Origin of the sequence: Auritidibacter sp. NML120636 (genome assembly GCF_003185945.1) — a bacterium.
Lineage (GTDB): Bacteria > Actinomycetota > Actinomycetes > Actinomycetales > Micrococcaceae > Auritidibacter > Auritidibacter ignavus.
Genome location: NZ_QHLO01000007.1, coordinates 121,014 through 144,582, shown reverse-complemented (window position 1 = coordinate 144,582; position 23,569 = coordinate 121,014). Strand labels below are relative to the sequence as shown.

20 protein-coding genes, 1 tRNA gene, 1 other RNA gene and 1 riboswitch are annotated in these 23,569 nt (G+C 59.5%); of the genes, 6 read left to right on the top strand and 16 right to left on the bottom strand.

Features of this window, described 5'->3' with window-relative positions:
- The first annotated feature begins 171 nt into the window (after positions 1 to 171).
- Positions 172 to 717 (top strand): hypothetical protein, encoded by a 546-nt coding sequence (locus tag DCC25_RS07810; protein ID WP_199445899.1) that lies wholly within the window; start codon positions 172 to 174, stop codon positions 715 to 717.
- 290 nt (positions 718 to 1,007) lie between these two features.
- Here the strand turns inward: DCC25_RS07810 and DCC25_RS07805 are convergent, their stop codons facing one another.
- From DCC25_RS07805 to DCC25_RS07770, 8 genes are all read right to left on the bottom strand, one after another.
- Positions 1,008 to 2,147 carry an ABC transporter permease gene (locus DCC25_RS07805; protein ID WP_110099165.1) on the bottom strand — a complete coding sequence of 380 codons (1,140 nt, stop codon included), beginning with the start codon at positions 2,145 to 2,147 and terminating at the stop codon, positions 1,008 to 1,010.
- Entirely contained in the window at positions 2,144 to 3,124 is a 981-nt protein-coding gene (locus DCC25_RS07800; RefSeq protein ID WP_110101242.1) for an ABC transporter ATP-binding protein, read from the bottom strand. The genes DCC25_RS07805 and DCC25_RS07800 overlap by 4 nt, the downstream gene beginning before the upstream one ends.
- Positions 3,125 to 3,235: 111 nt before the next feature.
- Positions 3,236 to 3,961, bottom strand: coding sequence for a response regulator transcription factor (locus DCC25_RS07795; RefSeq protein ID WP_110101241.1), 726 nt, complete (start codon positions 3,959 to 3,961; stop codon positions 3,236 to 3,238).
- The gene (locus tag DCC25_RS07790) at positions 3,958 to 5,370 is read right to left on the bottom strand and encodes a sensor histidine kinase (protein ID WP_110101240.1); all 1,413 of its coding nucleotides are present in this window, start codon (positions 5,368 to 5,370) and stop codon (positions 3,958 to 3,960) included. Before DCC25_RS07790 ends, DCC25_RS07795 begins: the two co-directional genes overlap by 4 nt.
- A complete protein-coding gene (locus DCC25_RS07785; protein ID WP_110101239.1) occupies positions 5,367 to 6,275 on the bottom strand; it encodes a 3-methyladenine DNA glycosylase in 909 nt (302 codons plus the stop codon). Before DCC25_RS07785 ends, DCC25_RS07790 begins: the two co-directional genes overlap by 4 nt.
- A 176-nt stretch (positions 6,276 to 6,451) precedes the next feature.
- Positions 6,452 to 7,738 carry an aspartate kinase gene (locus DCC25_RS07780; RefSeq protein WP_110099911.1) on the bottom strand — a complete coding sequence of 429 codons (1,287 nt, stop codon included), beginning with the start codon at positions 7,736 to 7,738 and terminating at the stop codon, positions 6,452 to 6,454.
- Between the two features lie 172 nt (positions 7,739 to 7,910).
- The gene (recR, locus tag DCC25_RS07775; RefSeq protein WP_110099912.1) at positions 7,911 to 8,525 is read right to left on the bottom strand and encodes a recombination mediator RecR; all 615 of its coding nucleotides are present in this window, start codon (positions 8,523 to 8,525) and stop codon (positions 7,911 to 7,913) included.
- 36 nt (positions 8,526 to 8,561) lie between these two features.
- Entirely contained in the window at positions 8,562 to 11,327 is a 2,766-nt protein-coding gene (locus DCC25_RS07770) for a DNA polymerase III subunit gamma and tau (RefSeq protein WP_110101238.1), read from the bottom strand.
- Positions 11,328 to 11,512: 185 nt separating this feature from the next.
- Here DCC25_RS07770 and DCC25_RS07765 point away from each other — a divergent pair, with 185 nt between their 5' ends.
- Complete coding sequence (locus tag DCC25_RS07765; RefSeq protein ID WP_110099914.1) at positions 11,513 to 12,034, top strand: type 1 glutamine amidotransferase domain-containing protein; 522 nt, start codon at positions 11,513 to 11,515, stop codon at positions 12,032 to 12,034.
- A gap of 8 nt (positions 12,035 to 12,042) precedes the next feature.
- On the opposite strand, the gene DCC25_RS07760 is transcribed toward DCC25_RS07765, so the two are convergent.
- Positions 12,043 to 13,068 (bottom strand): nitronate monooxygenase family protein, encoded by a 1,026-nt coding sequence (locus DCC25_RS07760; protein ID WP_199445898.1) that lies wholly within the window; start codon positions 13,066 to 13,068, stop codon positions 12,043 to 12,045.
- A gap of 726 nt (positions 13,069 to 13,794) precedes the next feature.
- Here DCC25_RS07760 and DCC25_RS07755 point away from each other — a divergent pair.
- Positions 13,795 to 14,007, top strand: a complete 213-nt coding sequence (locus tag DCC25_RS07755; protein ID WP_110101237.1) for a hypothetical protein — start codon at positions 13,795 to 13,797, stop codon at positions 14,005 to 14,007.
- Positions 14,008 to 14,021: 14 nt separating this feature from the next.
- Here DCC25_RS07755 and ffs read toward each other — a convergent pair.
- Positions 14,022 to 14,118, bottom strand: an RNA gene (ffs, locus tag DCC25_RS07750) — signal recognition particle sRNA small type.
- 144 nt (positions 14,119 to 14,262) lie between these two features.
- On the opposite strand from ffs, the gene DCC25_RS07745 reads away from it, so the two are divergent.
- Positions 14,263 to 14,348: transfer RNA gene (locus tag DCC25_RS07745), tRNA-Ser, on the top strand.
- A 290-nt stretch (positions 14,349 to 14,638) separates the two neighbouring features.
- Entirely contained in the window at positions 14,639 to 14,776 is a 138-nt protein-coding gene (locus DCC25_RS11340; protein WP_158524667.1) for a hypothetical protein, read from the top strand.
- Between the two features lie 188 nt (positions 14,777 to 14,964).
- Here DCC25_RS11340 and DCC25_RS07735 read toward each other — a convergent pair whose 3' ends face one another.
- Entirely contained in the window at positions 14,965 to 15,792 is an 828-nt protein-coding gene (locus DCC25_RS07735) for a hypothetical protein (protein ID WP_110101236.1), read from the bottom strand.
- A gap of 1,108 nt (positions 15,793 to 16,900) precedes the next feature.
- On the opposite strand from DCC25_RS07735, the gene DCC25_RS07730 reads away from it, so the two are divergent.
- Positions 16,901 to 17,854, top strand: a complete 954-nt coding sequence (locus tag DCC25_RS07730; RefSeq protein WP_110101235.1) for a cyclase family protein — start codon at positions 16,901 to 16,903, stop codon at positions 17,852 to 17,854.
- Positions 17,855 to 17,881: 27 nt separating this feature from the next.
- On the opposite strand, the gene ribH is transcribed toward DCC25_RS07730, so the two are convergent.
- From ribH to DCC25_RS07705, 5 genes are all read right to left on the bottom strand, one after another.
- On the bottom strand, positions 17,882 to 18,367 hold the full coding sequence (ribH, locus tag DCC25_RS07725) for a 6,7-dimethyl-8-ribityllumazine synthase (RefSeq protein WP_110101234.1): 486 nt from the start codon (positions 18,365 to 18,367) through the stop codon (positions 17,882 to 17,884).
- Positions 18,364 to 19,752 (bottom strand): 3,4-dihydroxy-2-butanone-4-phosphate synthase, encoded by a 1,389-nt coding sequence (gene ribB / locus DCC25_RS07720; RefSeq protein ID WP_110101233.1) that lies wholly within the window; start codon positions 19,750 to 19,752, stop codon positions 18,364 to 18,366. Before ribB ends, ribH begins: the two co-directional genes overlap by 4 nt.
- 34 nt (positions 19,753 to 19,786) lie before the next feature.
- Entirely contained in the window at positions 19,787 to 20,446 is a 660-nt protein-coding gene (locus DCC25_RS07715; protein ID WP_110101232.1) for a riboflavin synthase, read from the bottom strand.
- Positions 20,446 to 21,600: a bifunctional diaminohydroxyphosphoribosylaminopyrimidine deaminase/5-amino-6-(5-phosphoribosylamino)uracil reductase RibD gene (ribD, locus tag DCC25_RS07710; protein ID WP_110101231.1), complete on the bottom strand. Its 1,155-nt coding sequence runs from the start codon at positions 21,598 to 21,600 to the stop codon at positions 20,446 to 20,448. Before ribD ends, DCC25_RS07715 begins: the two co-directional genes overlap by 1 nt.
- An 86-nt stretch (positions 21,601 to 21,686) precedes the next feature.
- Positions 21,687 to 21,824, bottom strand: a riboswitch (FMN riboswitch).
- Positions 21,825 to 22,016: 192 nt separating this feature from the next.
- On the bottom strand, positions 22,017 to 23,399 hold the full coding sequence (locus DCC25_RS07705) for an aldehyde dehydrogenase family protein (RefSeq protein WP_110101249.1): 1,383 nt from the start codon (positions 23,397 to 23,399) through the stop codon (positions 22,017 to 22,019).
- Between the last annotated feature and the right edge of the window lie 170 nt (positions 23,400 to 23,569).

The following is a 23,569-nucleotide window of genomic DNA, read 5'->3' as shown; positions in this document are numbered from 1 at the left end:
ACACGTCGAGGTCTTTCGGATGGACTGTGTAAGAACTTCCATCATCGGAAGACCTCGACGTCTATCCGGGCAGCGCCACGCCGTGTCCTGGAATCACTGATCCACACCCTCAATTACGAAGAGCCGGTTATGGTTGGACACTGTGATATGTGTCACTGTAGAGTGCCGGGTATGAGCACCTCCGCACGAGAACAGACTGCATCGGCTGGCGCCGACGACCAGGGCTTATCTGGGATCGTCGCGCGATTGAAAGCAGGCAAGGCGCACGGGTGGGGAATCTTTCACCTGGGGAGCTGGCCGATGATGCTCGGCGGAATGATGTTCATTATCTCCGCTTTTCTCCCGTGGGTGTCATTGCCCTGGGTGGAGGACCTCACCGGTGAGACGTTCCATCTTCGTGGGACCGACGGCCCAGGGGTTCTCACGTTGGCGGTTGGATGCCTGGCGTTTGCGGGAGCTTTCGTGCCCCGTCGCAAACTGGCTATCGGTCATGCGGCAGGTCCGGGAGGTATCGTTGCGCTTATCGTGATGCTTCAATGCTGGAATATCGTCTCCCACTCGATTCAGCTGAATGCGTGGGGTGCTTTCGTGCCCGGAATGGGCCTGGTACTGGCCGCTGGTGGTGCGGTTCTCCTGATGAAAGCTGGGTGGACTATGTACCGCCACTGGCCACAACGCGATTCAGCGTCTTCACGCGGTTCGATCCGGTCTTCGTGAATCAACCACATGGAGGTGGTGGGTGCTGCCAAAAACTCGGATCGATATCGTCGCCGGAGCACACGAGGGGTCGGTGCGCACTCTGGTCACGTGTTTGCTAGTCTGCCAGAAATGACAACACACTGACTGGAGTGCATCGATCATCTCGACCACGATGCGCGCAGTGATCGGTCTCATTCTCCCTGACCGAGCCCTGGCGAATCCCAAGAGCTACCCATCTGTCAGGGACGTCGTCCCCGGCGGATGAGTAGCTCTTGCGGTATCTCAGTGGGTGGTATTGCCACCGAGCCTTAGGAGGCCAAGGCTTCCCGGAACTTGACGGCTTTGCCGATTTTCAGCACGGAGTTCTGGTAGATCCGGGTGGCCAAGGCCAATACCAACGCGGTGGTGAGAATTAACAGCCCCAGTGACCCCAGCACTTCCCACAGCGCCGCCTCGCCGGTGAAGACCCGAATCGGCATGGCAACGACTGCTGAGAAGGGAATCCAGCTCATCGCCGTGACGAGCGCGGTATTGGTGGGGTACATGACAATCAGCAGGTAGGGGACCAAGATCAGGAGCACGATGGGCGTGGAGATGGAACCAAGGTCTTCATTGCGCGAAACCATCGAGGCGGCCGCGGCGTACATCCCGGCCACCATGACAAACGAAATGGCGAAGAACAGTACGAACCACAGGGTCGGAGCGATCATTTGTTCACTGAGCAACGGCATCTGCTCGTCGTCGCCATTAACCAGAATGCCGATGACCGCGGCCAGTGCCATCAGCGCGATCTGGGCGAAAGCGACAATGGAGTTGCCCAGTACCTTGCCGAACAAGATGGCTCGAGCCGGGACAGCAGCCAACAGAATCTCGATGATCCGGGATTGTTTTTCTTCGACCACGGAGCTGGCCATGGTCTGACCGAAGAGGATGGCCGCCATAAAGTAAACCAGACCGAAAATCATGCCCAGCAGGTACATGATGGCGAAATTCTGGGCATCGGAATCCTCCAGGATGGTGATTTCCGGGGCGATCGACAGGGCGTCGATGAGCGCGCTGGGGGGTTCGCCCAGGGAGAGGACTTCAATACCCATGGGGTTGGTGTCGGTCACTTCGGTCAGGATCAGCCCGGCATCGGCCTCGCCGGAGGTCACCTGGTCTGTGACGGTCTCGGCGTCTTCGACGGTGGTGGCCTCAAGCCCGGGGACCGCATCGAGTCCGGCGTGGGGTTCGGCGGTGTTGCTGGCGTCCACGACGTCTTGGGAGATGGCTACGGTGGTGTCCGAGGAACCACCGGAGGTCAAGGATTCGGCTACGCGAGGTCCGAAGAGCGTACCGAGCAGCACCAGGGCGATCAAGATGATCCCGGTAATCACAAAGGCTTTGGACCGCAGGCGGGTTTTGATTTCACGTCCGGCCACAACGCTGGCCGCGCTCAAGCTGGTCATGGGTGGTCTCCTGGGGTGGTGTCAGCGGTATCGGATTGGTCGGTGACGACGTCGTGGAAGATCTCGTGCAAACTCCGGTGGATCGGACCGAACTCGAAGACGGTGCCACGGGTGATGGCCTGGGCCAGTAACTGATGGGCGGTCTGGGGGTTTTCGGCGGTGAAGCGTAGATCGCCGCCGTCGAATTCGGTGACCGTGATGCCGGGGACCTCTCGGGCCCACCCGGTGTCGGCATCGGTGCGCAACCTCCAGTCCTTAATTTCGGCCTGCTCGAGTAGCTGATCGCGGGTGCCGTTGGCGGCCACCTGCCCGTCGGCGAGGATGACCAGCTCGTCGCAGAGTCGTTCGACCAGATCGAGTTGATGAGAGGAGAACAGCACCGGGGCACCCCGGCTGGCGACATCTTGCAGGACCTCCAGGATGGTCTCGACCGCTTGCGGGTCGAGTCCGGAGAACGGCTCATCGAGCACGAGTGCGGCCGGCTCGTGGACCAGCGCGGCGGCGACTTGGACGCGCTGTTGGTTACCCAGGGAGAGATCTTCCAGATCATCTTTTGCCCGAGAGGCGAGGCCGAGACGCTCTAGGATCTCCTCGGAACGGTGGGAGGCAGCAGCGGAGTCGACGCCGTGGAGTTTGGCCAGGTAGACCAGCTGTTCTTTGACCGGCATCTTCGGGTACAGCCCGCGTTCTTCGGGCATGTAGCCGATTTGAGAGCGGTACCGGGCATCGATGGGGGAACCATTGACGGTGATGGTGCCGCCATCGTGGTCGAGTACACCCATCAAGATGCGCATGGTGGTCGTTTTACCGGCACCGTTACCTCCCACGAAACCGGTCATCAGGCCCGGTTTGATGGAGAAGGAGAGCTCTTTGAGCACTTGGCGGGTGCCGTAGGACTTGATCAGGTTGTCGATGACGATTCCGGACTCGGCCGAGGCCCCAGCGGCCGGCGGGGGAGCATTGTCGTGATGTCTCATATCACCAATGTAGAAAACGGGTGGCCGGGGCGTCCTCCCCCTATTGGGTGAACTTTGACCACTTGCGGCCGGGCGCCAGAAGACTGAGAGGAGCGAGATGAGTGAGATGGGCTAGATGTGGTGTTCGTAGGCCCAAATCACTGCGTGGACCCGATCCTTGACCCGCAGTTTCATCAGCAGATGCGACACGTGAGTCTTGACGGTGGCAGCACCGACGACCAGGTGTTCGGCGATTTCGGGGTTGGAATAGCCCTGGATGAGCATGTGGAAGATCTCGGTTTCTCGCCCGGTGAGCTCGTTGAGGACTTCCGGTCCGGCGGCTTCGAGCAGGGCAGCCGGTTTCGGGCGAGTAATGGGGGCCGGCTGGTCAGGCTGGTCTGCGGTGGGGGTCTGGCCGGCGAAACGCTGCAGGACCCGTCCGGTAACTTCCGGGGCCAGTAGTGCGTCCCCATCACCCAGGGTGATGATTGCGTCGATAATGTCCTCGGCCCCGGCGGTCTTGAGCAAGAATCCGGAGGCGCCGGCCTCGAGGGTTTCGAACAAGAAATCGTCGCGATCGAACGTGGTCAGGATCAGCACCGAGCTGGTCGTGGAGAGCCGGGCGATCTCCCGGGTGGCTTCGATTCCATCCATCACCGGCATGCGGACGTCCATACACACCACATCGGGGTGGTGGGTGCGAACCAGCTCGATGGCTTCGACGCCGTTGGCTGCTTCACCCACCAGCTGTAATCGGGGTTCGGTCGCGATCATCGCGGCCAGTCCGGTACGGATCATGGGCTGGTCATCGACCAGCACGACGCTCAAGGTCTCATCGAGTTCATCGGGGGTGTTCATGCGAGCTGGGTCCTGGACGGTGGTGGAGCGTCGAACGGTTCGGTTGCTTCGGTGGAGATCGTGGTTACCTCGCTCGAATCCGCGGGTGTCTCGGTGAGCGGGATGTTGGCTCGAATCAGCCAGCCACCGGAAGATTTCGGTCCGGCGGTGAAGGTCCCATCCAGCGCGGTGACGCGTTCGGTGAGCCCTTGCAGCCCGCACCCGGTGCCCTCAGCGAGGCCGGTATGCTGAGAAGCCCGACGCATCGAGCTGGGGGACTGGTTATGATCGGAGACTTCCAGTTCGATCGCATCAGCCAGATAACGCAACCGGACCACCACGGTGGCGGTGGCCCCGGCATGTTTGCGGGCGTTATTGATGCCTTCCTGGGCGATCCGGTACAGCGTCAGCTGCACCGAGGAGGGGACCTCGGGGCGGGCGACACCGGGCTGGCTGGGTTCAATAATTTCTAGTCGGACGGTTTGGGAGGTGGCATGAGCCGTTCGCACCAGATCGGGAAGCTGACTGAGATCCGGTAGCGGCGCGGTGTGTTCTGGCTGGTCGCGCAGTGTGTAGACCAGGGCCCGCAACTCGGCGATGGTCTGCTGTGCGGCGGTCTCGATGGCACGCAATTGCTCGACTCCAGCGACATTGCCGGTGCTGTCGGTACTGCCCTTGGCTGATGTGTCCAGGCTACGCCGGGCCGCGGAGGCATGAATGCCCATCACGGTCACGTGGTGGGCGACGACGTCGTGTAGTTCACGGGCAATGTGCATCCGTTCGGCGTGCACGGCCGAGGCCGCCAGTTGTTGTTGCGCCTCGTGAAGCTCGCGGTGGGCCGTCGAGAGCTTCTGATGGGCGAGATGGAGCTGGTTGTGGGCGATTGCGCCCTGCCAGGAGGAGTTCCCGAAGATCCAGGCCAAGAAATAGAAGATTGCGTTGACCAACCATTGGGATCCCAGCGCGGTGAGGGTCTGATAGAGGTCCGCACCCGTGGCTTGGGCCTGGGTGATGGCCTGGATCGAGGTCGCGATCAGCCACGCGAGGATCAGTCCGATAATCCCAACCCGGACCCATAGGGCGCGCCGGCGATCATTCGACCAGGCCCCGACCCCGTAGAAACTCACAAAGAGCACGATCTGGTACGAGTACACCTCCACGCCGATGGTGTGATTGAACACGATGGCCGCCACCGCCAGGTAGCTGGCTACCGTGCAGGGGAAGCGCCGGTAGAGGATCATGGGTAAAGCCAGCAACGGCACGCTGAGATAGGTGCCCCAGGTGGTGAATCCCATGGTCTCGAGCAGTCCCGAGCGATGCGATAACGCGGTAAAGATTAGCCCGATGATCACTAAGCCGGCACCGATCAGTGCGTCGGTGCGTAGCCAGTGGGGCGGAAGGTCGCGGCGGTGCTCGGCGGATTCGGTCACAGCGTGCTCCAGGGGGTCAGTACCTCGAGCAGACGGGCACGCAACACCTGAGCGCGCTCGGAAAACTCTTTCTGCAAGCGGGTGTATTCGGCTTTGCCGTCCCGGGTCTCGATGCGGATGGGGTCCAGACCCCAGTCGGAGAGGTCATAGGGCGAGGCGCGCATATCCATCACCCGGATCTGCCAGGCCAGCTCGAACGTCTCGGCCATCAGATCCGAATCCACCAGTGGCACCATCTTGTAGCTGTGACGGTAGAGATCCATATTGGCGTGCAGACAGCCGGGCTGTTCTAGTTCGGGTGCGCGCTTGCGGGTGGGCCTGAACTGGTTGAGCGGTTTGGCCTCGGGCGCGTAGAACCGGTAGGCATCAAAGTGGGTGCACGTGATCTTGTGGGATTCCACCACCTCGTCGGTACCGGATGCTCCGAGTCGCAACGGTAGCTGGGCGTGCCGAATCCCGTGGCGGTCCGAACGGTAGGCCATCGCCCACTCGTGCAGACCAAAACAGCTCAGCTGGGCCCGGCGGGGTAGTGTGGCGGCGAGCAGATTGACCGTGACATTGATGGCGGTCTGGCGCTTGGCACGAAAAGAGTCGGTATCCACGCGGTACCCACCCCAGTCTGAGTCATACCGGTAGTGCGGGTAGTCAGCATGGTCGGGGGCCTGACCGGTGTGATCGGGGAGCAACACAGCGTGGGGACCCGGATGCCAGCGCTTCAGCGCTCCGGCGGTGAAGGAATAGTAGGAGAACATGAAGTCGAAGATCGGGTGTTTGATCCCGGCCGCGCGGAGCTCGAAAAGTTCCCGGGTCAGCTCGGTGATGCGCTGGCTGTGTGCGGTGGATCGGGCCCGATAGTCCTCGGCATCCACCACCGTCAGGGTTCCGGGGCTGGTGGCTGTGTGCATGGGTGACAGTCTAGAAGATCACTGCGAGGTGGGTCATCCCCCGCGGGAGTGAAACAGGCCGGTCCGCCACCGGGTGAGTACCCGGGGTGGTGGACCGGCCATCACGTGTGGTCAGTTGCCGTGACGTCTTGCTGTGTTGAGGTCTTAACCTCTTAGCGCCACTGGCGGGACCGGTGTTAGCGGCCGGTGCCAGCGTAGACGGTGGCTTCTTCTTCGGCGTCGAGGTCGAACTCGGTGTGGATCGCCTTGATCGCGTCATCGAGCTTCTCGGCAGCGGTGATCACCGAGATGCGGATCTCGGAGGTCGAAATCAAGTCGATGTTGGCGCCGGCGTTGTGCAGTGCGTCGAAGAACCGGGCGGAGATCCCGGGGTTGGAGCGCATACCGCCACCGACCAGGGAGACCTTACCGATGTTCTTATTGAACAGCGTGTCCTCGAAACCGATGTCCTCCTGCGCCTCGCGCAGGGCCCGCAATGCCTCGTCGCCCTGATCCTTGGGGATGGTGAAGGAAATATCGGTACGACCGGAGCCGGCACGCGAGACGTTCTGGACGATCATATCGATATTGGTGTTGGTCTTGGCCACGACGTGGAAGACCTCGGCGGCCTTACCCGGCACGTCGGGTACACCGATGACGGTGACTTTACCTTCGGATCGATCGTGAGCAATACCGGCAATGATGGGTTGTTCCAAGGGTTCGCCTTCCTTCAGGTGGATCGAATCGGCTGGATCGGGGATGACCCACGTTCCTTGATGGTGGGAAAATGAGGAGCGGACGTGGAGTTTCACACCAAAGCGGCGGGCATATTCCACCGAGCGCAAGTGCAGGATCTTCGATCCTGAGGCCGCCATTTCCAGCATTTCCTCGGAGGAGATTTCGTGGATTTTCTTCGCGGTGGGCACCACGCGGGGGTCTGCGGAGTACACGCCATCAACATCGGTGTAGATCTCGCAGGCGTCGGCCCGCAATGCTGCCGCCAAAGCCACCGCCGTGGTATCGGAACCACCGCGTCCCATGGTGGTGATGTCTTTGGATTCAGGGCTCATGCCCTGGAAACCGGCCACAATGGCAACATCGCCCTCATCGACGGCTTCTTTAATGCGGTAGGGGTTGACCTGCACGATCCGGGCATCCCCGTGCTGGGTGTCGGTGAGCATACCGGCCTGAGAACCGGTGAAGCTACGGGCCGTGATACCGCGTTCGTGTACGGCCATGGCCAGCAGGGACATGGAAATGCGCTCGCCGGCCGAGAGGAGGATATCCATTTCGCGCACTGGGGCTTGACGAGAAATTTTATCGGCGAGGTCCAGCAGGTCATCGGTGGTGTCTCCCATGGCGGAGACCACCACGACCACTTGGTTCCCAGATTTTTGGGTGTCGGCAACACGACGTGCTACCCGTTGGATGGATTTGGCATCGGCAACCGAAGAGCCGCCGTATTTTTGAACGATAAGACTCATTGAGAACTTTCGCGATTGATGTGCGTGCTAACAAGACATTAAGTGTACGGAGGATGCCACCCCAGCGCACCTGAAAAAAGGTGTAATTAAGCAGATACGGGTGAAATATTGCGAATTGGGGGTATGTTCGTGGCTGAGTTGTGAGCTGAGACATGCGAGGTGATGACCTGTATCACTCTTGTGAGGGGGATTCTCCCAAGCGACGGCGGCCTTCGAAGGCTCGGCCCAGCGTGACTTCATCGGCATATTCTAGATCTCCACCCACCGGCAAGCCCGACGCCAACCGGGAGATGGTGATCCCGGTGGCAGCGAGCATGCGAGTCAGGTACGTTGCGGTGGCTTCGCCTTCCAAGTTGGGGTTGGTGGCAATGATGACCTCTTGGATGGTGTCGTCTTGTAGTCGGGAGAGCAACTCGCGGACGTGGAGTTGCTCGGGTCCCACTCCACCGATGGGGTTAATCGCTCCGCCTAAAACGTGATAGCGACCGTGGAAGGTGCGAGTGCGCTCGATGGCCAGCACATCCTGGGATTCCTCCACCACACATAGCAGTCCGCGATCACGAGACTCATCGGCGCAGATCGGGCAGATCTCGTGTTCGGTGACATTGAAACAGACCGAGCAGAGTTGAATCTTTTCCTTGACCACGCGGATGGCATCGGCGAGTTTCAGCATCTCCTCGGCATCGGCCTCCAAGATGTGGAAGGCAATGCGTTGGGCAGACTTCGGGCCGATACCGGGTAGTCGGCCCAGTTCGTCCATCAAGTCTTGGATGGCGCCGTCATACACGATGGGACCTTCTTTGGTTGAGCTGGTGGTAAGCGATCAGGATGAGAACTTCGGAGTGCCGTCGGGGTTGAGTTCTTCCACGAGCCGGGCGTTGAGGATGCGCTCTAGCACCGGGCGTCCGACAAGGCCGGAGTCCTCAACGAGAACGTCATCCTCGCTGGCAACCTCTTCGTTCCAGGCTACTGGTGCCGGCTCGTCGTGAGTGGCTGGTTCGGGGTGGCGATCGCTCGGGTCCTGGTGGGGGTGCTGTTGCGGTGAAGGAGCGGGGGGATGGACCGGGGAAGACGCGACGGTGTTATGTGCCGTGTTTTTCCGGTACTGGTTCATCATCTGCTGGAACATTGACGGCCGGGAAGAGTTTTGGGTGTCTTCACCGGGCGCGGATTCCGCAGCCTGGGGTGTAGTGGTGGTCTCTGCGGAGCCGGGGTCAGTATCGGTGGTGTTCTGGGTGCCGGGGCGATTGGTGTCTGGCGCGTGAGCGCTCGGCGGAGCAGGAGAGGCTGAATCTTGCCTCGGCGTAGAGGAATCGGGGGTCTTGGGGGGATAGGTCGGGATCAAATCCCCGAAACGTTCCTGGAACTCTGCGCGAAGTTCAGCCTCGGGTTTGGCGAAGAAAGGGACCTTGGGCTTGGTGGCTGGATCTGGGGTAGGGATGAATCCGGCGTAGCCGTCCTCAGCAACCGGCTCGGAGGCGGACTGAGTTGCCTGTGGCGGTGCGGGGGCGGGTTGCTGCTGTGGGGACTGGTGAGGTGCGGGGGATGTCTCACCCTCGTCGGGTATTTCGTCCCAGGCCACAGGGGCCTGCTCGTCTTCGGCGAGTTCAGCAAGTTCTTCGGCACTGGGCTGGTAGTCGGAGACGGCCGATCCGGTGTGCACAGGCGTCTGGTCCGGCGCCCCGGGGCGCTCGTTCTGACCAGTCTCTGCGGACGGAGGTTCCTGGCCCGACTCGCGCGCTGGAGCAGATCGCGTGGGAGTCTGTGGCGCCGGGGGCGCAGAGACCTCGGTGGACGTCACTGCTGGGGTCTCTGCCGCCGGCGTCGGGCGGCTTTCAGCTTTTGGGTCGGCACCACCGCCACCACTACCGCCGGAGTTGGGGGCCGCAACCGATGGGGTGGCCGTATCTGATCCGACCACTAAGTCCACCTGAGGTTCAAGGCCCAGAATCTGCTGGTAGGCCTGGGCAATGATCTGTTCACCACCACGCTTTTGGGCGGTGTGCTTGGCCCCGTCATTCCGGAAGCCGATCGTCAACGTGGTGCCATTAAAGCCGGCAATGCCCGCGTTGTCTTTAAATGTCATCCACATCAGGCGTGAATGTTGTTCGAGATAGTTGATCACCTCCGGCCACGCGCGACGAACCATTTCCACCCGGGAACTGCCTTGGTCCGGGCTGGGCTGACGCGGCTCAGCCGACTGGTCCGGCTGAGTGTGCTGGGGTGGCGCTTGTGGTGGTTCCGACTGCTGGGGTTGGTCGCTGGGAGCAGGTTCCGGTTGTTGCTCGTCGCCGGCATTCCCGCGCAGAGTAGCCCGCGCCAGGGCGGCCCCAGAGGTGGTGGTATTGCCAGCAGTGGCCGCAGTGGCGGATGCACCGCTAGCTGTCGACTCAACTGCCCCGGTTGGGGCAGCAGGGGGCGCTGCGCCGTAGTCCAAACGGCGCTCAATGCGTTCAATCCGGGCAGCCAGGCCCTGCTGGGTCTCATCGATCGAGGGCAACATCAGTCGCGCGACCAACAGCTCCAGGTGAAGTTTGGGCGAGGTTGCCCCGACCATTTCAGTCAGGGCCTTTGCGGTGATGTCCGCGGCTCGCGAAAGCTCAGCGGCTCCCATCTGGGCGGCTTGGGCATTAAGGCGACGGATCTGGTCCTCAGAGACGCCATGCAACACACTTCCAGCATTCTCGGCCATGGCTTTGACGATTACCACGTCGCGCAACCGTTCCAGGAGATCTTCCACGAAGCGACGCGGGTCCTGCCCGGATTGGATCACCCGGTCGATGACTTGAAAGGACGTTTCGGAGTCTTGGGCTGCCAGGGAATCGACGACATCATCTAATAAGGACTCGGGGGTGAACCCCAACAGGTTCACAGCGAGCTCATAACTGACGCCTTCCTCGGTGGCTCCGGCAATGAGCTGGTCGAGTACCGAGAGCGTGTCGCGCACTGAACCGCCACCGGCTCGAACCACCAAGGATAAGACTCCGGGCGCAATCGCAATGTGTTCGAGTCCGGCCAGCGACTCCAGATAGTTCATCAGCGGTTCGGGGGGAACCAGTCGGAACGGGTAGTGATGAGTCCGCGAGCGGATGGTGCCGATGACCTTATCTGGCTCGGTGGTGGCAAAAATAAACTTGATGTGCTCGGGTGGTTCCTCCACGATCTTCAACAGCGCGTTGAAACCAGCAGAGGAGACCATGTGTGCCTCGTCGACAATAAAGATCTTGTAGCGGTCCCGGGTGGGAGCAAACGTCGCACGTTCCCGCAGGTCACGTGCATCATCTACACCGCCGTGAGAGGCCGCGTCAATCTCGATCACGTCCAGGGAGCCCGGACCACCGGTGGCTAGCTCGCGACAGGAATCGCACTCGCCACAGGGCACCGGCGTGGGCCCCTGGACACAGTTCAAGCAACGGGCCAAAATACGGGCCGAGGTGGTCTTGCCACAACCGCGTGGACCGGAGAACAGATAGGCGTGGTTGACCTTATTTTTGCTCAGCGCGTTCTTCAGCGGCTCGGTCACATGTTCCTGACCGATCACATCATCAAATGTGTCCGGACGGTAGCGACGGTATAAGGCGGTGGTCACATCAGTACACCTTAGTCGCTGTCAGCCAAAAGTGTGTAGCTGACCGAATCCGCATCGATCGTATCCCCTTGACGAGACCGTCGAGAAGTACTTGCGTTAAAAGGGAGCAACAGGATCTCAAACCTGCACGACAAATGCATCGACAATCCATCGGGATATCGTGAACAACGTCGCGAAAGGAGTCACTGATTCTCGTGGCACAGCGTGTTGCTTTTTTGGTCACTGACAACTATGAGCCTTCAGAATTGACGGAACCCTGGAAAGCTGTAGCCGAAGCAGGGGCTGAGCCCGTGCTGGTTTCTCCGAAGCAGCAGGAAGTATCCGGTAAAGAAGGTGCCCACGCCCAGCCGGTTGACCTTGAGGTGGCCCAGGCGAAGGCAGAGGATTTCGATGCTCTCGTTCTACCGGGTGGCACCGGCAATGCTGATGCGATCCGTCTGGATGAAAACGCTGTGGCTTTCACTCGCGGGTTTTTCGACCAGAACAAACTCGTGGCCGCAATTTGCCACGGCGCATGGATTCTGACCGATGCTGAGGTACTCCAGGGTCGGAAGCTCACGAGCTTCCCCTCACTGAAAACCGATCTGCGCAACGCCGGGGCAACCTGGGTGGACGAGGAGGTTGTCGTCGATGGCAAGCTCATCTCCTCGCGCACTCCGGCAGATCTGGACGCCTTTAACCGCGAGATTGTCAACAAACTCGGGTAATCACGTGGTTACTCACTAAGTTGCTGTGCCACCAGTGCTTTGTGCTGGTGGTACTGCTCGGCGAGGGCGCCGATGATGGATGCGGCCGGCGCCACGGCGTCAATTTGTCCCACGCCTTGGCCGGAACCCCAGATATCTTTCCAGGCTTTCGCGCCACCGTCATTCCAATCCATTGTGGAGGAGTCTCGTTCAGCCAGGTGGTCGGGGTCTAGGCCGGCAGCGGTGATACTGGGCTTCAGGTAGTTTCCGGCAACGCCCGTGAAAGCCGAGGTGTAGACGACATCTGCGGCAGCAGAATCGAGCACCATCTGCTGATACGCATCGGGTACGTTCGCTTCCGTGGCAGCAATGAACTTCGTGCCGACATAGGCAAAATCTGCGCCCAGCACTTCGGCGGTGAGAATAGATTGTCCGGAGGCAACAGAACCGGACAGTGCAATCGGCCCGTCGTAGAAACGACGAATTTCAGGGACCAAAGCAAACGGGCTGGTAGCTCCTGCGTGACCACCCGCACCTGCACAGACCAGGATCAGCCCATCGACGCCGGCCTCGATAGCTTTACGTGCGTGCCGAACGGTGGTGACATCGTGGAAAACTAATCCTCCATAGTCGTGGACTACTTTGACGACCTCGGTGGGAGCGTGCAAAGACGTGATCACGATCGGAACTCGGTGCTTGACACAGACGCCAAGATCGTCCTGGAGGCGCTTGTTCGTGGGGTGGACGATCAAATTCACCGCATAAGGAGCAATGCGACGTTCTGGCTCTTGTTCTTTGAGGGAAGCCAGTGTCGTTTCGATCTCGTCAAGCCAGACCTCAAACTGTTCCTGTGGCCTGGCATTCAAGGCTGGAAACGATCCGATAACGCCATTGCGACACTGTTCAATGACCAGTTTCGGATTCGAAATAATGAACAGGGGTGCACCGATGACTGGCAACGTCATGTTCGCTTTGAGATCTTCGACTACCGTCACGGCTTTTTCTCCCTTGGTTGAGCTCTTTCGGGGGTGAGCTTGGCGCTTTGCAGAGCCCATGCCCCGCTGACTAGTGTAAGTGATTTTCACCATATGTCACGAGGCTGTGGTAATGCGGCTTGTCGTGTTGTTTGAATTTGCGCAACAAAAAAGTGGCCCGGATGGTATCGCATCCGGGCCACCTCTCATCACTCACACCTTGAAGAGGTTGATATCAACTCTAAGGGGCTTAAATGTGAAGAGGCTTGAGTCAAGGTTAAAGGAATCTGGGAATCTGACGATCTTTTGCTACCGCGAAGAGTGCTTCGTTGTAAAAGAGCACGCAATGTGGGCGATCTACCGGCGCGCGGTGGAGAGTCGGAGAGAACCTCGAAACTGCTGCGCCACGCTAAGCTGTTCCCCTCACGCCGTGGGGCACATGTGCTGAGACAATGTTGGATGGACGGCGATGGCGTGGCTGGATAACTCGCCGGTTACGGGCTAGACCGGGATTGTGAACGGTCTGGTCGTGGATGTCTGGCCGTGGATAGCTCATGGTCGAACGCAGTCTGTTGAGTCAAAGAATCGGCCCGGATACTTGGGGGAGTATCCGGGCCGATCACTATCACTCATCACTCACACCTTGGAGGCGCTGGTTCCAGTCTAAGATGCGAATATGTGAGGACCCTTGGAACCGGGTCAGCAGTTGCTGGCAATTCTGAGTTAGCGCGAGAACTTCAGGAACGGGGGCATGAGATAATAGGAGTACGTAGTGGTCACAACAGCTTTCGGATCAAGAGGAATGTGATGAAGTACTTGTCTACCCCCGGATTGTTCGCTGGAGTCTGGACCGGTGTGTTGTTCGCCTTTATGTTCACTGTCGACTTTAACTTCTTATTGGCCCTGGTCTTTGGATTGGTGCTCGGTCTCGTCGTGACCGTTGTCTTCAACCTGGGTACACCCACCGATCAAGAGCCGTGGGCTAAGCGGGCGCGGAACAAGGGCGAGACTGCAGCCTAGCCTAGAAGTTATAACAAAAAGGCCCCTCACGTACCTGCCAGAGCCTTCCTACCCTTGCTACATTCCTGTCCTGGGGGAGTTCAGAAAGATGACACCACGTGAGGAGCCGTGACCCATCGTATCAGGTCATGACAAGAGCCGGGCGCAGGAGTCATTCAGGCACTGTCGGTGCGCATTTTGAAAACGTGTCATGATTTCAGCTATGCTTGAACCTGCTCTTGCACGAAGACGGCATGTGTTCGAGTGAGAGCTCAAGGAGGATTCGCATAGCGGCCTAGTGCGCACGCCTGGAACGCGTGTTGGGTTAACAGCCCTCAGGGGTTCAAATCCCCTATCCTCCGCGTACGACCCCGGGAACCGTTGAGTTTCCGGGGTTTTTCGTTGCAAACAAAGGAAATTAGTGGAATTGGCTTATCTCAGGTTGTTCCAGGATATGCGCCAAAATACCCTAAAACTAGGGACAGGACATAGGGACATGGCACGACCTGAGAAGCTACCTCGAGGGATCACGTTCAGGCGAGGTAAGTACAGGGTCAGAATGAGCTACTTAGGTGTGCAGTATGAGATAGGTCAGTTTGATCGGCGTCAGGACGCAGAGAAAGCTCTTGAGATAGCTAAGGAACAGAAAGCTATGGGTGTTTTCGTTCCCCCGGCCAAACTGAAGCAACAGCGAAAGGCTCAGCGACAGGTTGAAGAAGCACAGGCGGTCAAGGACGCTAGAACAGTGCGTGACCTCGGCGAGGCGTGGCTGGCATGGTTGGAAGAATAGAGCCGGAGTCTTGGCACCCTGTACATGTACAAACGACTACTTGAATGGCATGGCCAGTCTATTGTCGGTTTTTTGGATTCAAGATGGCGTCGATATTGATGGGGCAGGTCTGCTATGACCTGCCCCATCAATATTTGTGAGTTGCTTTGTTGCAGGGTCGGTTTAGGCCGACCTATTTTATTTGTGTTTTAGGAGTGAGCGCGGCGACGTGCTGCGATGAGTGCAGCTGCACCACCGGCAACAGCCAGAGCGCCAGCTCCGGCGAGTACGCCGGCGGTGGCACCGGTGTTAGCCAGGGTGTCTCCGCCACTCTGCTGACCGGAACCTGCGGCTACAACTTCCTTGTCGTCAGAGCCCTTGTCGCCAGAGCCTTTGTTGCCAGAGCCCTTGTCGTCGGAGTCCGAGCCGTTGTCGGCGCCAGAGCCGTCTTTATCTGCCACGACGGTGAAGTTGACGGTGCAGTCTTTGGCTGGTTCTCCGTTGCCCTGCGTGCCGTCAACAGTTACGGTGTAGTCGCCAGTGGCCAGTGCGGTCTGGGTTCCTTCCCCGGGTGCCTCGTCTTCGTTACGGGTCTCTTGGCCCAGATTGAAGGCGAAGAATCCTTCTTCGTCGGCTTGATCCGAGAACTCAGCGTTGTCGACGTCTGAGTCAGTGGAGACTGCCCAGGTGTACTGGGATCCGGGTTCCAGGCCTACGCCGGCGAAATCGACGCCGGACAAGGTTTCACCCTGGGCCAGGGTGTTGTCTTCGCGTGGGCCACTGCCGGCTGAATCAACGATCCACACATCACAGGTATCCGGCAGTTCCGTATCAGTAGGCGACGGCTCGTCGGTGGGTTCGTCGGTTGGGTCGTCGGTGGGCTGGTCGGTTGGGTCGTCGATGGGCAATTGTCCACCGTTGCCGGGCTCATTGGGGTCAGCGATAGCCGGGCTGATCATCAGGCCACAAGACAGCGCAGTTGCGGATCCGAATCCGACGATTGTCGCCAGAACGCTCTTTTTGGATGAGGTGGACATGGGGCTCTCCTTAGTGGAATGAAGTTGTGCCTAAAAGAATTGAGGGAATGAACTACCCGGAGGCTGAGCGACCCTCTCGAGTCAAGACTTTGGCTCGAACTCAAAATCAAGGGTATAAGCACCTCGTGGGAGGTACAAGGGCTTTTTGTCAAACTTCGGCGGTATCGCAGGGATGTAGCTTCGATTCTGGTCAGGCAGTCTCCGGCAAACTGGCTAGTCAGGATGATATTTTTTGACTTTTAGGGTGGCTGTGCAATCTTTTTTAACCGAAGAATATTATTCTCATTTCTGACGCCGGGTGCGCGCGTTCCGACCTTGAGGCGTTCGGTATCCTGTACGTTTCATTATTTGACTTTTGATCCGGAGGGTCGGCGCCATCTGGTTATTGTTAGCTATGTGGTAACTAATCATTAACTATCGGTTAATTATTTCATTTCGGTTAGTTAAGGATCATCGACTCATCGTGGCGCGGAAGTACGAGTGGCATGAGCGGATTCTCGGGTACTAGAAACCGGGGTTAGCACTATCGTTGACGGTGGGGAAAGTGGAGGATTACTCATCGGTGGTCGGAACGTTCTACAAGGTATCTTCGACACGGATGTTTTCTCTGTCTGGGGTTGAATGGGTTCGTTGTTCCTCCTCTCCCATCGGTGTAGCCCGGATTGGTGACTCATCGGAGAACGTGGCGTCGCGCTGACCGTCTTCCTTACTGCGCTCGGCGGGTTCTGCCGCCGGAAACGTGCCATGATTTGTTGTCCGAAGGCTAACCTGTCGGTGCCCATAGGGTTACCGTCCTGGTCGTCGTTATCTTCGGTGTGCTCCGTTCTTCCGCCAGGCTTCCGTTAGCGCCGACGGGTTGTCGGAATCGTCAACACGGGGTACGGCTAGTATCCGCGAAAGCTGGAATTGGGGGCGTTAGGCAAGGCTGCAGTAACACTTCACCCTGGGGTTGCTACAAGAACACGCCAAGGTGCCTCGCGAAGTCCATTCTGGACCGTGCGAATCTTGCGCTCGCCGTTCGCGTGTAACTATGATGTACGCCACATTGAATCGGGTGAGGTGGAGGTCAAAACCTCTTTCGCGACGGGGATAGATAGGACGAATTCAGATGCCACATGTGCCAGAACTGAGAGAACTACTAGCGAATGCTCCGAAGAATTGGGGACGTTGGGGTGCGGACGATGAGGTGGGCGCCCTGAATTTTCTCACCAGAGATGAGGTGCTCCGGGGTATCAAAGCTGTGTCGGAGGGCGAGGTTCTCACCCTGCAACGCATGATTGGTGATCCGAAAGGCGACCCGGTTTTCCCAGGGCGCGAACCAGCCAAGCTAGAGATGATTACCGATGAGTCGTCCTGGGATGTTGGCACGGGGCCAGAGTTCCCCGGCGGTATGCACTATGCCGATGACAAAATGTTGGCGTTCTTGCAGGGATCAACCCAGTACGACGCTCTGGGACACGTCTGGTACGACGGAACGCTGTGGAATGGCTACGATGCACGCACCACGGTTGGTGGTTTAGATAAAGCGAGCGTCGCCCCCATTGCGCAACGTGGTGTGGTGGGGCGAGGAGTCCTTCTCGACATAGCTCGGTATCGAGGCGTGGAATCACTCGATGCCGGGGAAACCTTCGACCACGAGGAGCTTTTAGCTTGTGCAGAACATCAGAACATCACGCTCGAGAAGCACGACATCGTGGTCATCCGTACCAATTACCTCCAACGGTTCCACGATGAGGGGGAGTCGTTTTATGAGGATTTTTGCGAACCGGGCTTGGCTTATTCTCCGGATCTTGTGGAGTGGTTCCATGAGATGGAGATCCCCAATTTGGTGACCGATTTGATTGGTAACGAGGTCACGTTCGATCCTGCCACCGGGGTTGCTTTGGTGCTACATAATGCGCTGATGCGCAACCTGGGGGTTGTTTTTACCGAAATTTGCGACCTCGAAGAGCTGGCAGAGAAATGTCACGCTGACGGTAAGTACGACTTTCTCTACACTGCCGCGCCACTGAAGATTCACCGCGCTACCGGGTCTCCGGTGAACCCCCTCGTGATTCGATGAGTACTCTCACCGCGACTCCTCTTGGCGTCATGACGAACTACGACCGGTCGTGATCTTTTGCACTGCCCGGGCCAGGTGCAAAGCAGCTTCAGCAGCTTCTCGGCCTTTGGACTCGCGCGCCCCGGCTGCTCCCGAACGATCCCAGGCTTGTTGCTCGTTGTCTACAGTCAATACCCCAAATCCGACGGGTTTGCCGGTATCGAGCTGGACCCGGGTGAGCCCCTGTGTGACAGCACTGGAGACATAGTCGAAGTGCGGAGTTTCTCCACGGACGATGACCCCAAGACAAACCGCGGCATCAAATCCCGTCCTTAAGGCAACCTGGGTAGCCAGGGGAAGTTCGAAGGAGCCGGCCACGGTAAAAGTTTCCGCTTCGGCCCCGGACTCGATGATGGTCGTGATTGCCTCCTGTTGCATGGTCGAGATGACGTGGTGATGCCAACTGGCGGCGACGATGGCTACGTTAAGACCCTCAGCATTCACGGAAAGCTGGGGCGCTCCTGCAGAGCTCATGCGGACAGGTTCCTCTCTGTACTCTGATCTGTGGCGGGACCTACGGATTGCGCCGAGGAAACTCCGGCGGTCGTCACAGACTGGGTGTTGGTCGTGATGGTCAAGGTCTGGGGGAGTGTATGGCCCATCTTGTCGCGTTTATCGCGCATGTATTGGACATTAGTGTCATGGATGTTGACCACCAGGGGCACGGTATCGACGACGGTAATACCTTCGCTGGTGAGCTGAGCGACCTTCTCGGGATTATTCGTCAACAGTCGCACCCGCGTCATACCGAGCTCGGCCAGGATCTCGGCAGCCACCTCGTAATTGCGGGCATCGGCTGGTAAGCCCAGCTGAAGATTGGCCTCCACGGTATCCAGTCCTTGTTCCTGCAGGGCATAGGCCCGCAGTTTGTTGGCCAGTCCAATACCGCGCCCTTCGTGGTCGCGCAGATAAATTACTGCGCCGCCCTCGGCGTGGATCTGCGCTAGAGAGGCATCGAGTTGCGGACCACATTCACACTTCAGCGAGCCGAAGACCTCACCGGTAATGCACTCGGAATGGACTCGCACTAACGGGACGTCGCGCCGGTCTTCGGCGTTGGCCGAACCCGGGGCTGTCACCGCCAAATGGTCAATGCCCTGCTGGCGATCCCGATAGGCCTTGATCCGGACATCACCGTGGATCGTGGGGACCAGCGTGTCGGCCAGTAGCGAGACCCGGCGGTGGGCGCGGTGCTGTACTGGTGAGGTGCCCGACTGCAAGTGCTGGGAGGCGTCAGTGGCATGGCGGGGATCGCGCTCATTGAGGTAATCAATCAGCTTCTCGATCGTGGTCACCGGAACCTGTTCGGCAGCACCGAGTTCTTGTAGCTGCGGCAGACGCATCATCTCACCGTCATCGGCGACAATTTCGGCAATGACCGCCACCGGGGCCAGGCCGGCCAGCTTCATTAATTCCACCGAGGCCTCGGTGTGGCCTGGGCGGACCCGCACCCCACCGTCCACGGCACGTAAGGGGAGCACATGCCCGGGACGGGTCAGGTCTGCTGGCACACCGCAGGGGTCGGCCAGCCGGTGGAATGTGGTCATCCGGTCATGGGCTGAAATCCCGGTCGTGATTCCTTCGGTGGCATCGACGGTGACGGTATAGGCGGTGGCTTGGGGATCCTGACTGTGCTCGACCATCATCGGCAGATCTAACCGATCGGCGATCTCGCGCGTCATCGGTGCGCACAGCAACCCCGAGGAATGTTTGACTGCCCAGGCGATCGACTCCTGGGTAGCCAGCTGGGCGGAAATGATGACATCGCCCTCATTTTCGCGGTCTTGATCATCAGCGACAATAACCGGCCGGCCTGCTTTTAAGGCGGTGACCGCCTCGTCAATGGATGCTAAGGACAACAGATGCCTCCGTTCAGAACGATAGGGTGATACCTCAGTTGGCTGAGGTGCGGTCGAAGGGGACGATGAGTGAGCGGTCGAATTGGGCCAGGCGCGCTAGGTGCCGGGCTAGAACATCGGTCTCGAGGTTGACCGCGTCCCCGGGGCCGAGTTGCCCCAGCGTGGTGGCTCGCAAGGTTTCGGGGATCAGCGAGACCTCAAACCAGGGAGTCGTTTCAGCCGGTCCTGACACGGCGGAAACGGTCAGGGAAACGCCGTCGACGGTGATCGATCCTCGATCCACGATCAGTGGGGCAACCGTTGTGGTCGCCGCATCCCCGAGTAGTGCGAACCGGATCTTGCGCCATTGCTGGCCAGGGTGGATTTCGGCGACCACTGCGCGGGCATCGCAGTGGCCCTGGACCACATGCCCACCGAGTCGGGCATCCGCCCGCAGGGCCCGCTCCAGATTCACCGGAGCCCCGGCGCCTAAGTTGCCCAGCCCGGTAACGGCCAGAGTTTGGGCCATCACGTCCAGGCTGATCTCGGTGTCGGTGTGGTCAACGATGGTCAAACACACGCCGTTGACGGCAATCGAGTCCCCGTGGCTGGCATCGGATGCCACCAGCGTGGAGCGGACGCGCAAGCGTTGGCCATCTCCATCGGGGGTGAGATCGAGGACCTCTCCGAGGTCTTCCACCAGTCCGGTAAACATCAGGGCCTCCTGTCAGGTGAGTAAGCGATTGGGTGGTGTTCTTCTGTGGTTGATGGTATGACGTATGGGGCGGGAGTTGCGATCGTCACGTGATCCGCACCCAGCTGGTGGCGCTCGTGGATGATCAGCGGGGGTGCCTGCTCCAGGCTGGTGACGCCGATATCGTCCAGGGCAGTGCGCGGTCCTCCCAGTAGCACCGGTGCGGTGTAAATCAGGAATTCATCCACGAGGTGTTCCCGGATCAGGGAGGAGATCACGCGTGGTCCCCCATCAACCAGCACGCTGGTGATGCCCTGATCCCGCAGGGAAGCGAATTCGAGCAGCAGTTCACCCGGGTGTTGCGGTGTGAGGCGCACGGCGGAATGCAGTCCGCGAGCTGCCAGAGCAGGGCTACGGTGCACGGCTGCCGTATCGGGAATATCCCGTGAGCCGAGCACGATCGGCACCGGTTGCTCGTCGGCGGGCACCAAGAGCTCTCCCTGCGCGGTACGAGCGGTGAGAGCGGGATCATCGGCCAGCACGGTTCCGGTGCCGACCAGGATGGCGTCGGCCGCGGCGCGACGACGGTGCGCATCAGCGCGTGCTGTCGGACCGGTGATCCACTGACTGGTGCCATCGGTTGCGGCTATTCGACCGTCTAAAGATTGCGCCCACTTCGCCGTGATCTGCGGGCGGGGGAGTGTGCGGGCCAGCCAGGTGCCCAACAGGCGGTATCCGGTGACGGGATCGACCGGTCCGATAACTTGCACACCGTGGCTGGTCAAGAAGTCTGCGCCCCCGCGTGCGGTGGGGGTGGGATCGTCCATCGCGTAGACCACTGTGGCAATCCCGGCCTCGAGCAGTGCCTGGGCACACGGGCCGGTACGACCGGTGTGGTGGCAGGGTTCTAGCGTGATGACGGCGGTGAGCTCGTGGCCACGGTCGGCCCAGGAAGCAGGTAGTTGCCTGAGTGCGTCCACTTCAGCGTGGTCGGTTCCAGCACCACGATGCCACCCCTCGGCCCGGATTCGGCCGGCGGGATCGATCAGCACACACCCCACCTGTGGGTTGTCGGTGTCGGCCGGGCCGAAGCGGGCGATTTGGAAGGCACGATCCAGCGCTATCCGCCTGTGGGTGCGTGCTACCGTGGAGAAAGAGTTCTCGGTGTTCATCATCTTCTCTGATCATGATTCCCGGCTCGGTGAGCCGGTATGCACCGAGGGAAGGCAACCCCAACATAACGGGTGCCTTTGTTGCAATCATCGTGTTCCTTTTATCCGGACTCGCGCCTGAGGCGCATCACCGTCGGTCTCGGAATTTCGCCGAGTCGGCCTCGCGGGTGCGAGGTTCGCGGACTGTCACCGCCGGTTCGGATTCTCACCGACCCCCGGAACATGAGGGTCATCTTACTCTGGTTTCGTCGTGTGTGCACCCGCAGGGTCATGTCGACTGTCATATTTCTGCACCCTGGCATCAGGCGGGTGGCGCGGGGAGGGACTGGAGACACAGTTGAGGCCCATGAACGCCCTCACGATGGGGCAGATCACGGGCCTCAACGGGATCTGTCTAGGACACCAGATGAGCGCGGTTCTTAGTGTTCGTTGTGGATACGCACCAGACGTTCATTGGTGAAGCCCTGCAGTGCCCACCGTTCGTTTTCACGACCGTAACCGGAGCGGTTAATACCGCCGAAGGGGTACTCGGGGCTGGACTCTTGGTGAGCGTTCACCAGGCACATACCGGCGTTGATCCGCTCGGCGAACTCGCGACCCTTCTCGGGGTCCTGAGTCCAGACCGAAGACATCAGGCCGTACTCGGTGGAATTAGCGATGCGCAGGGCATCTTCTTCGTCCTCGGCCTTAAAGATCATCACGGCCGGTCCGAAAACTTCGGTTTGACCCAGCGTGGAGTGCGGATCAATATCGGTCAGCAACGCCGGGGACATCCAGGCGCCGGGGCGATCCAGTTTTTCGCCACCGAAGCGTAGGGTTGCGCCGTCGGCGACACCGTTGTGAATCTGTTCGAGGACCTCGTCACGGGCCTGTACCGAGGAGAGCGGGCCCATGTCGGTCTCGGGATCGTCGTAGGGGCCGACCTTGACATCAGCCAGCGCCTTTTCGGCAGCGGCCACGAAGTCGTCGTACAGCTCCTTGACCACGATCATCCGCTTCGGGGAGGTGCAGACCTGGCCGGCGTTCGAGGTGCGAATACCAACCAGCTTCTTGGCCAGGGCGTCCACATCGTTGGTGTCTAGCACCACGGCCGGGTCGTTACCGCCCAGCTCCAGCACCGAGCGCTTGTAGTATTTGGCTGCCACGGAGGCCACCGACGCGCCGGCACTTTCCGACCCGGTCAGGGAGAAGCCCTTGACACGGAAGTCTTTCAGCACTTCTTCAGTGTCGGAAGAGTTCAGGTAGATGTTGGTGTACACACCCTGGGACAGTCCAGCTTCTTCCAGCAGGGTCTGGAACATCTGCGAGGACTCAGGACAGATCGAAGCCTGCTTCATCAAAATGGTGTTACCCACCATTAGGTTCGGCAACACGAACCGAGCGATCTGGTTATACGGGAAGTTCCACGGCATGATGCCCAACAGCACACCGAGCGGGTCGTGCTTGACGTAGGTACGGTCCGCCACGGGAGCATCCGGCAATTCGGTGGTCTCCAAGAACTCTGCGGAGTGCTCGGCAAACCAGCGGGCCGTGCGGGCAACCTTATCGACCTCCGCCTTGCCTTGGGGGAGTGGCTTGCCCATTTCACGCCCGATGATGTGCGCCAGCTCTTCGGCACGTTCATCCAGGAGATCTGCGAACCGGTTCAGAATCTCAGCACGCTTGCTCAGGTCGGTCTGGGACCAGGATTCGTAGGCCTGATAGGCCGTGTCAATGATGACGGGAATCTCTTCGGTGGTCAGTGAGTCGAAAGTCTTTTCAACTTCACCCGTGTTGGGGTTTGTGACTGCGTATTTGCTCATGGTTCCAGCAAACACTGGAAAACCGATTTGGTAAAGGGGCATCGCGCCCCGGACGCCGTATTCATGCGAAAAGCGTAAAAATTTCTGCGTCTTTAACGAGATTAACGACACCTCGCCAGCCCGCGTCTCCGTTGTGGCCCGCGTGTGAGAGGGCGGGTGTGCGCGTGAGC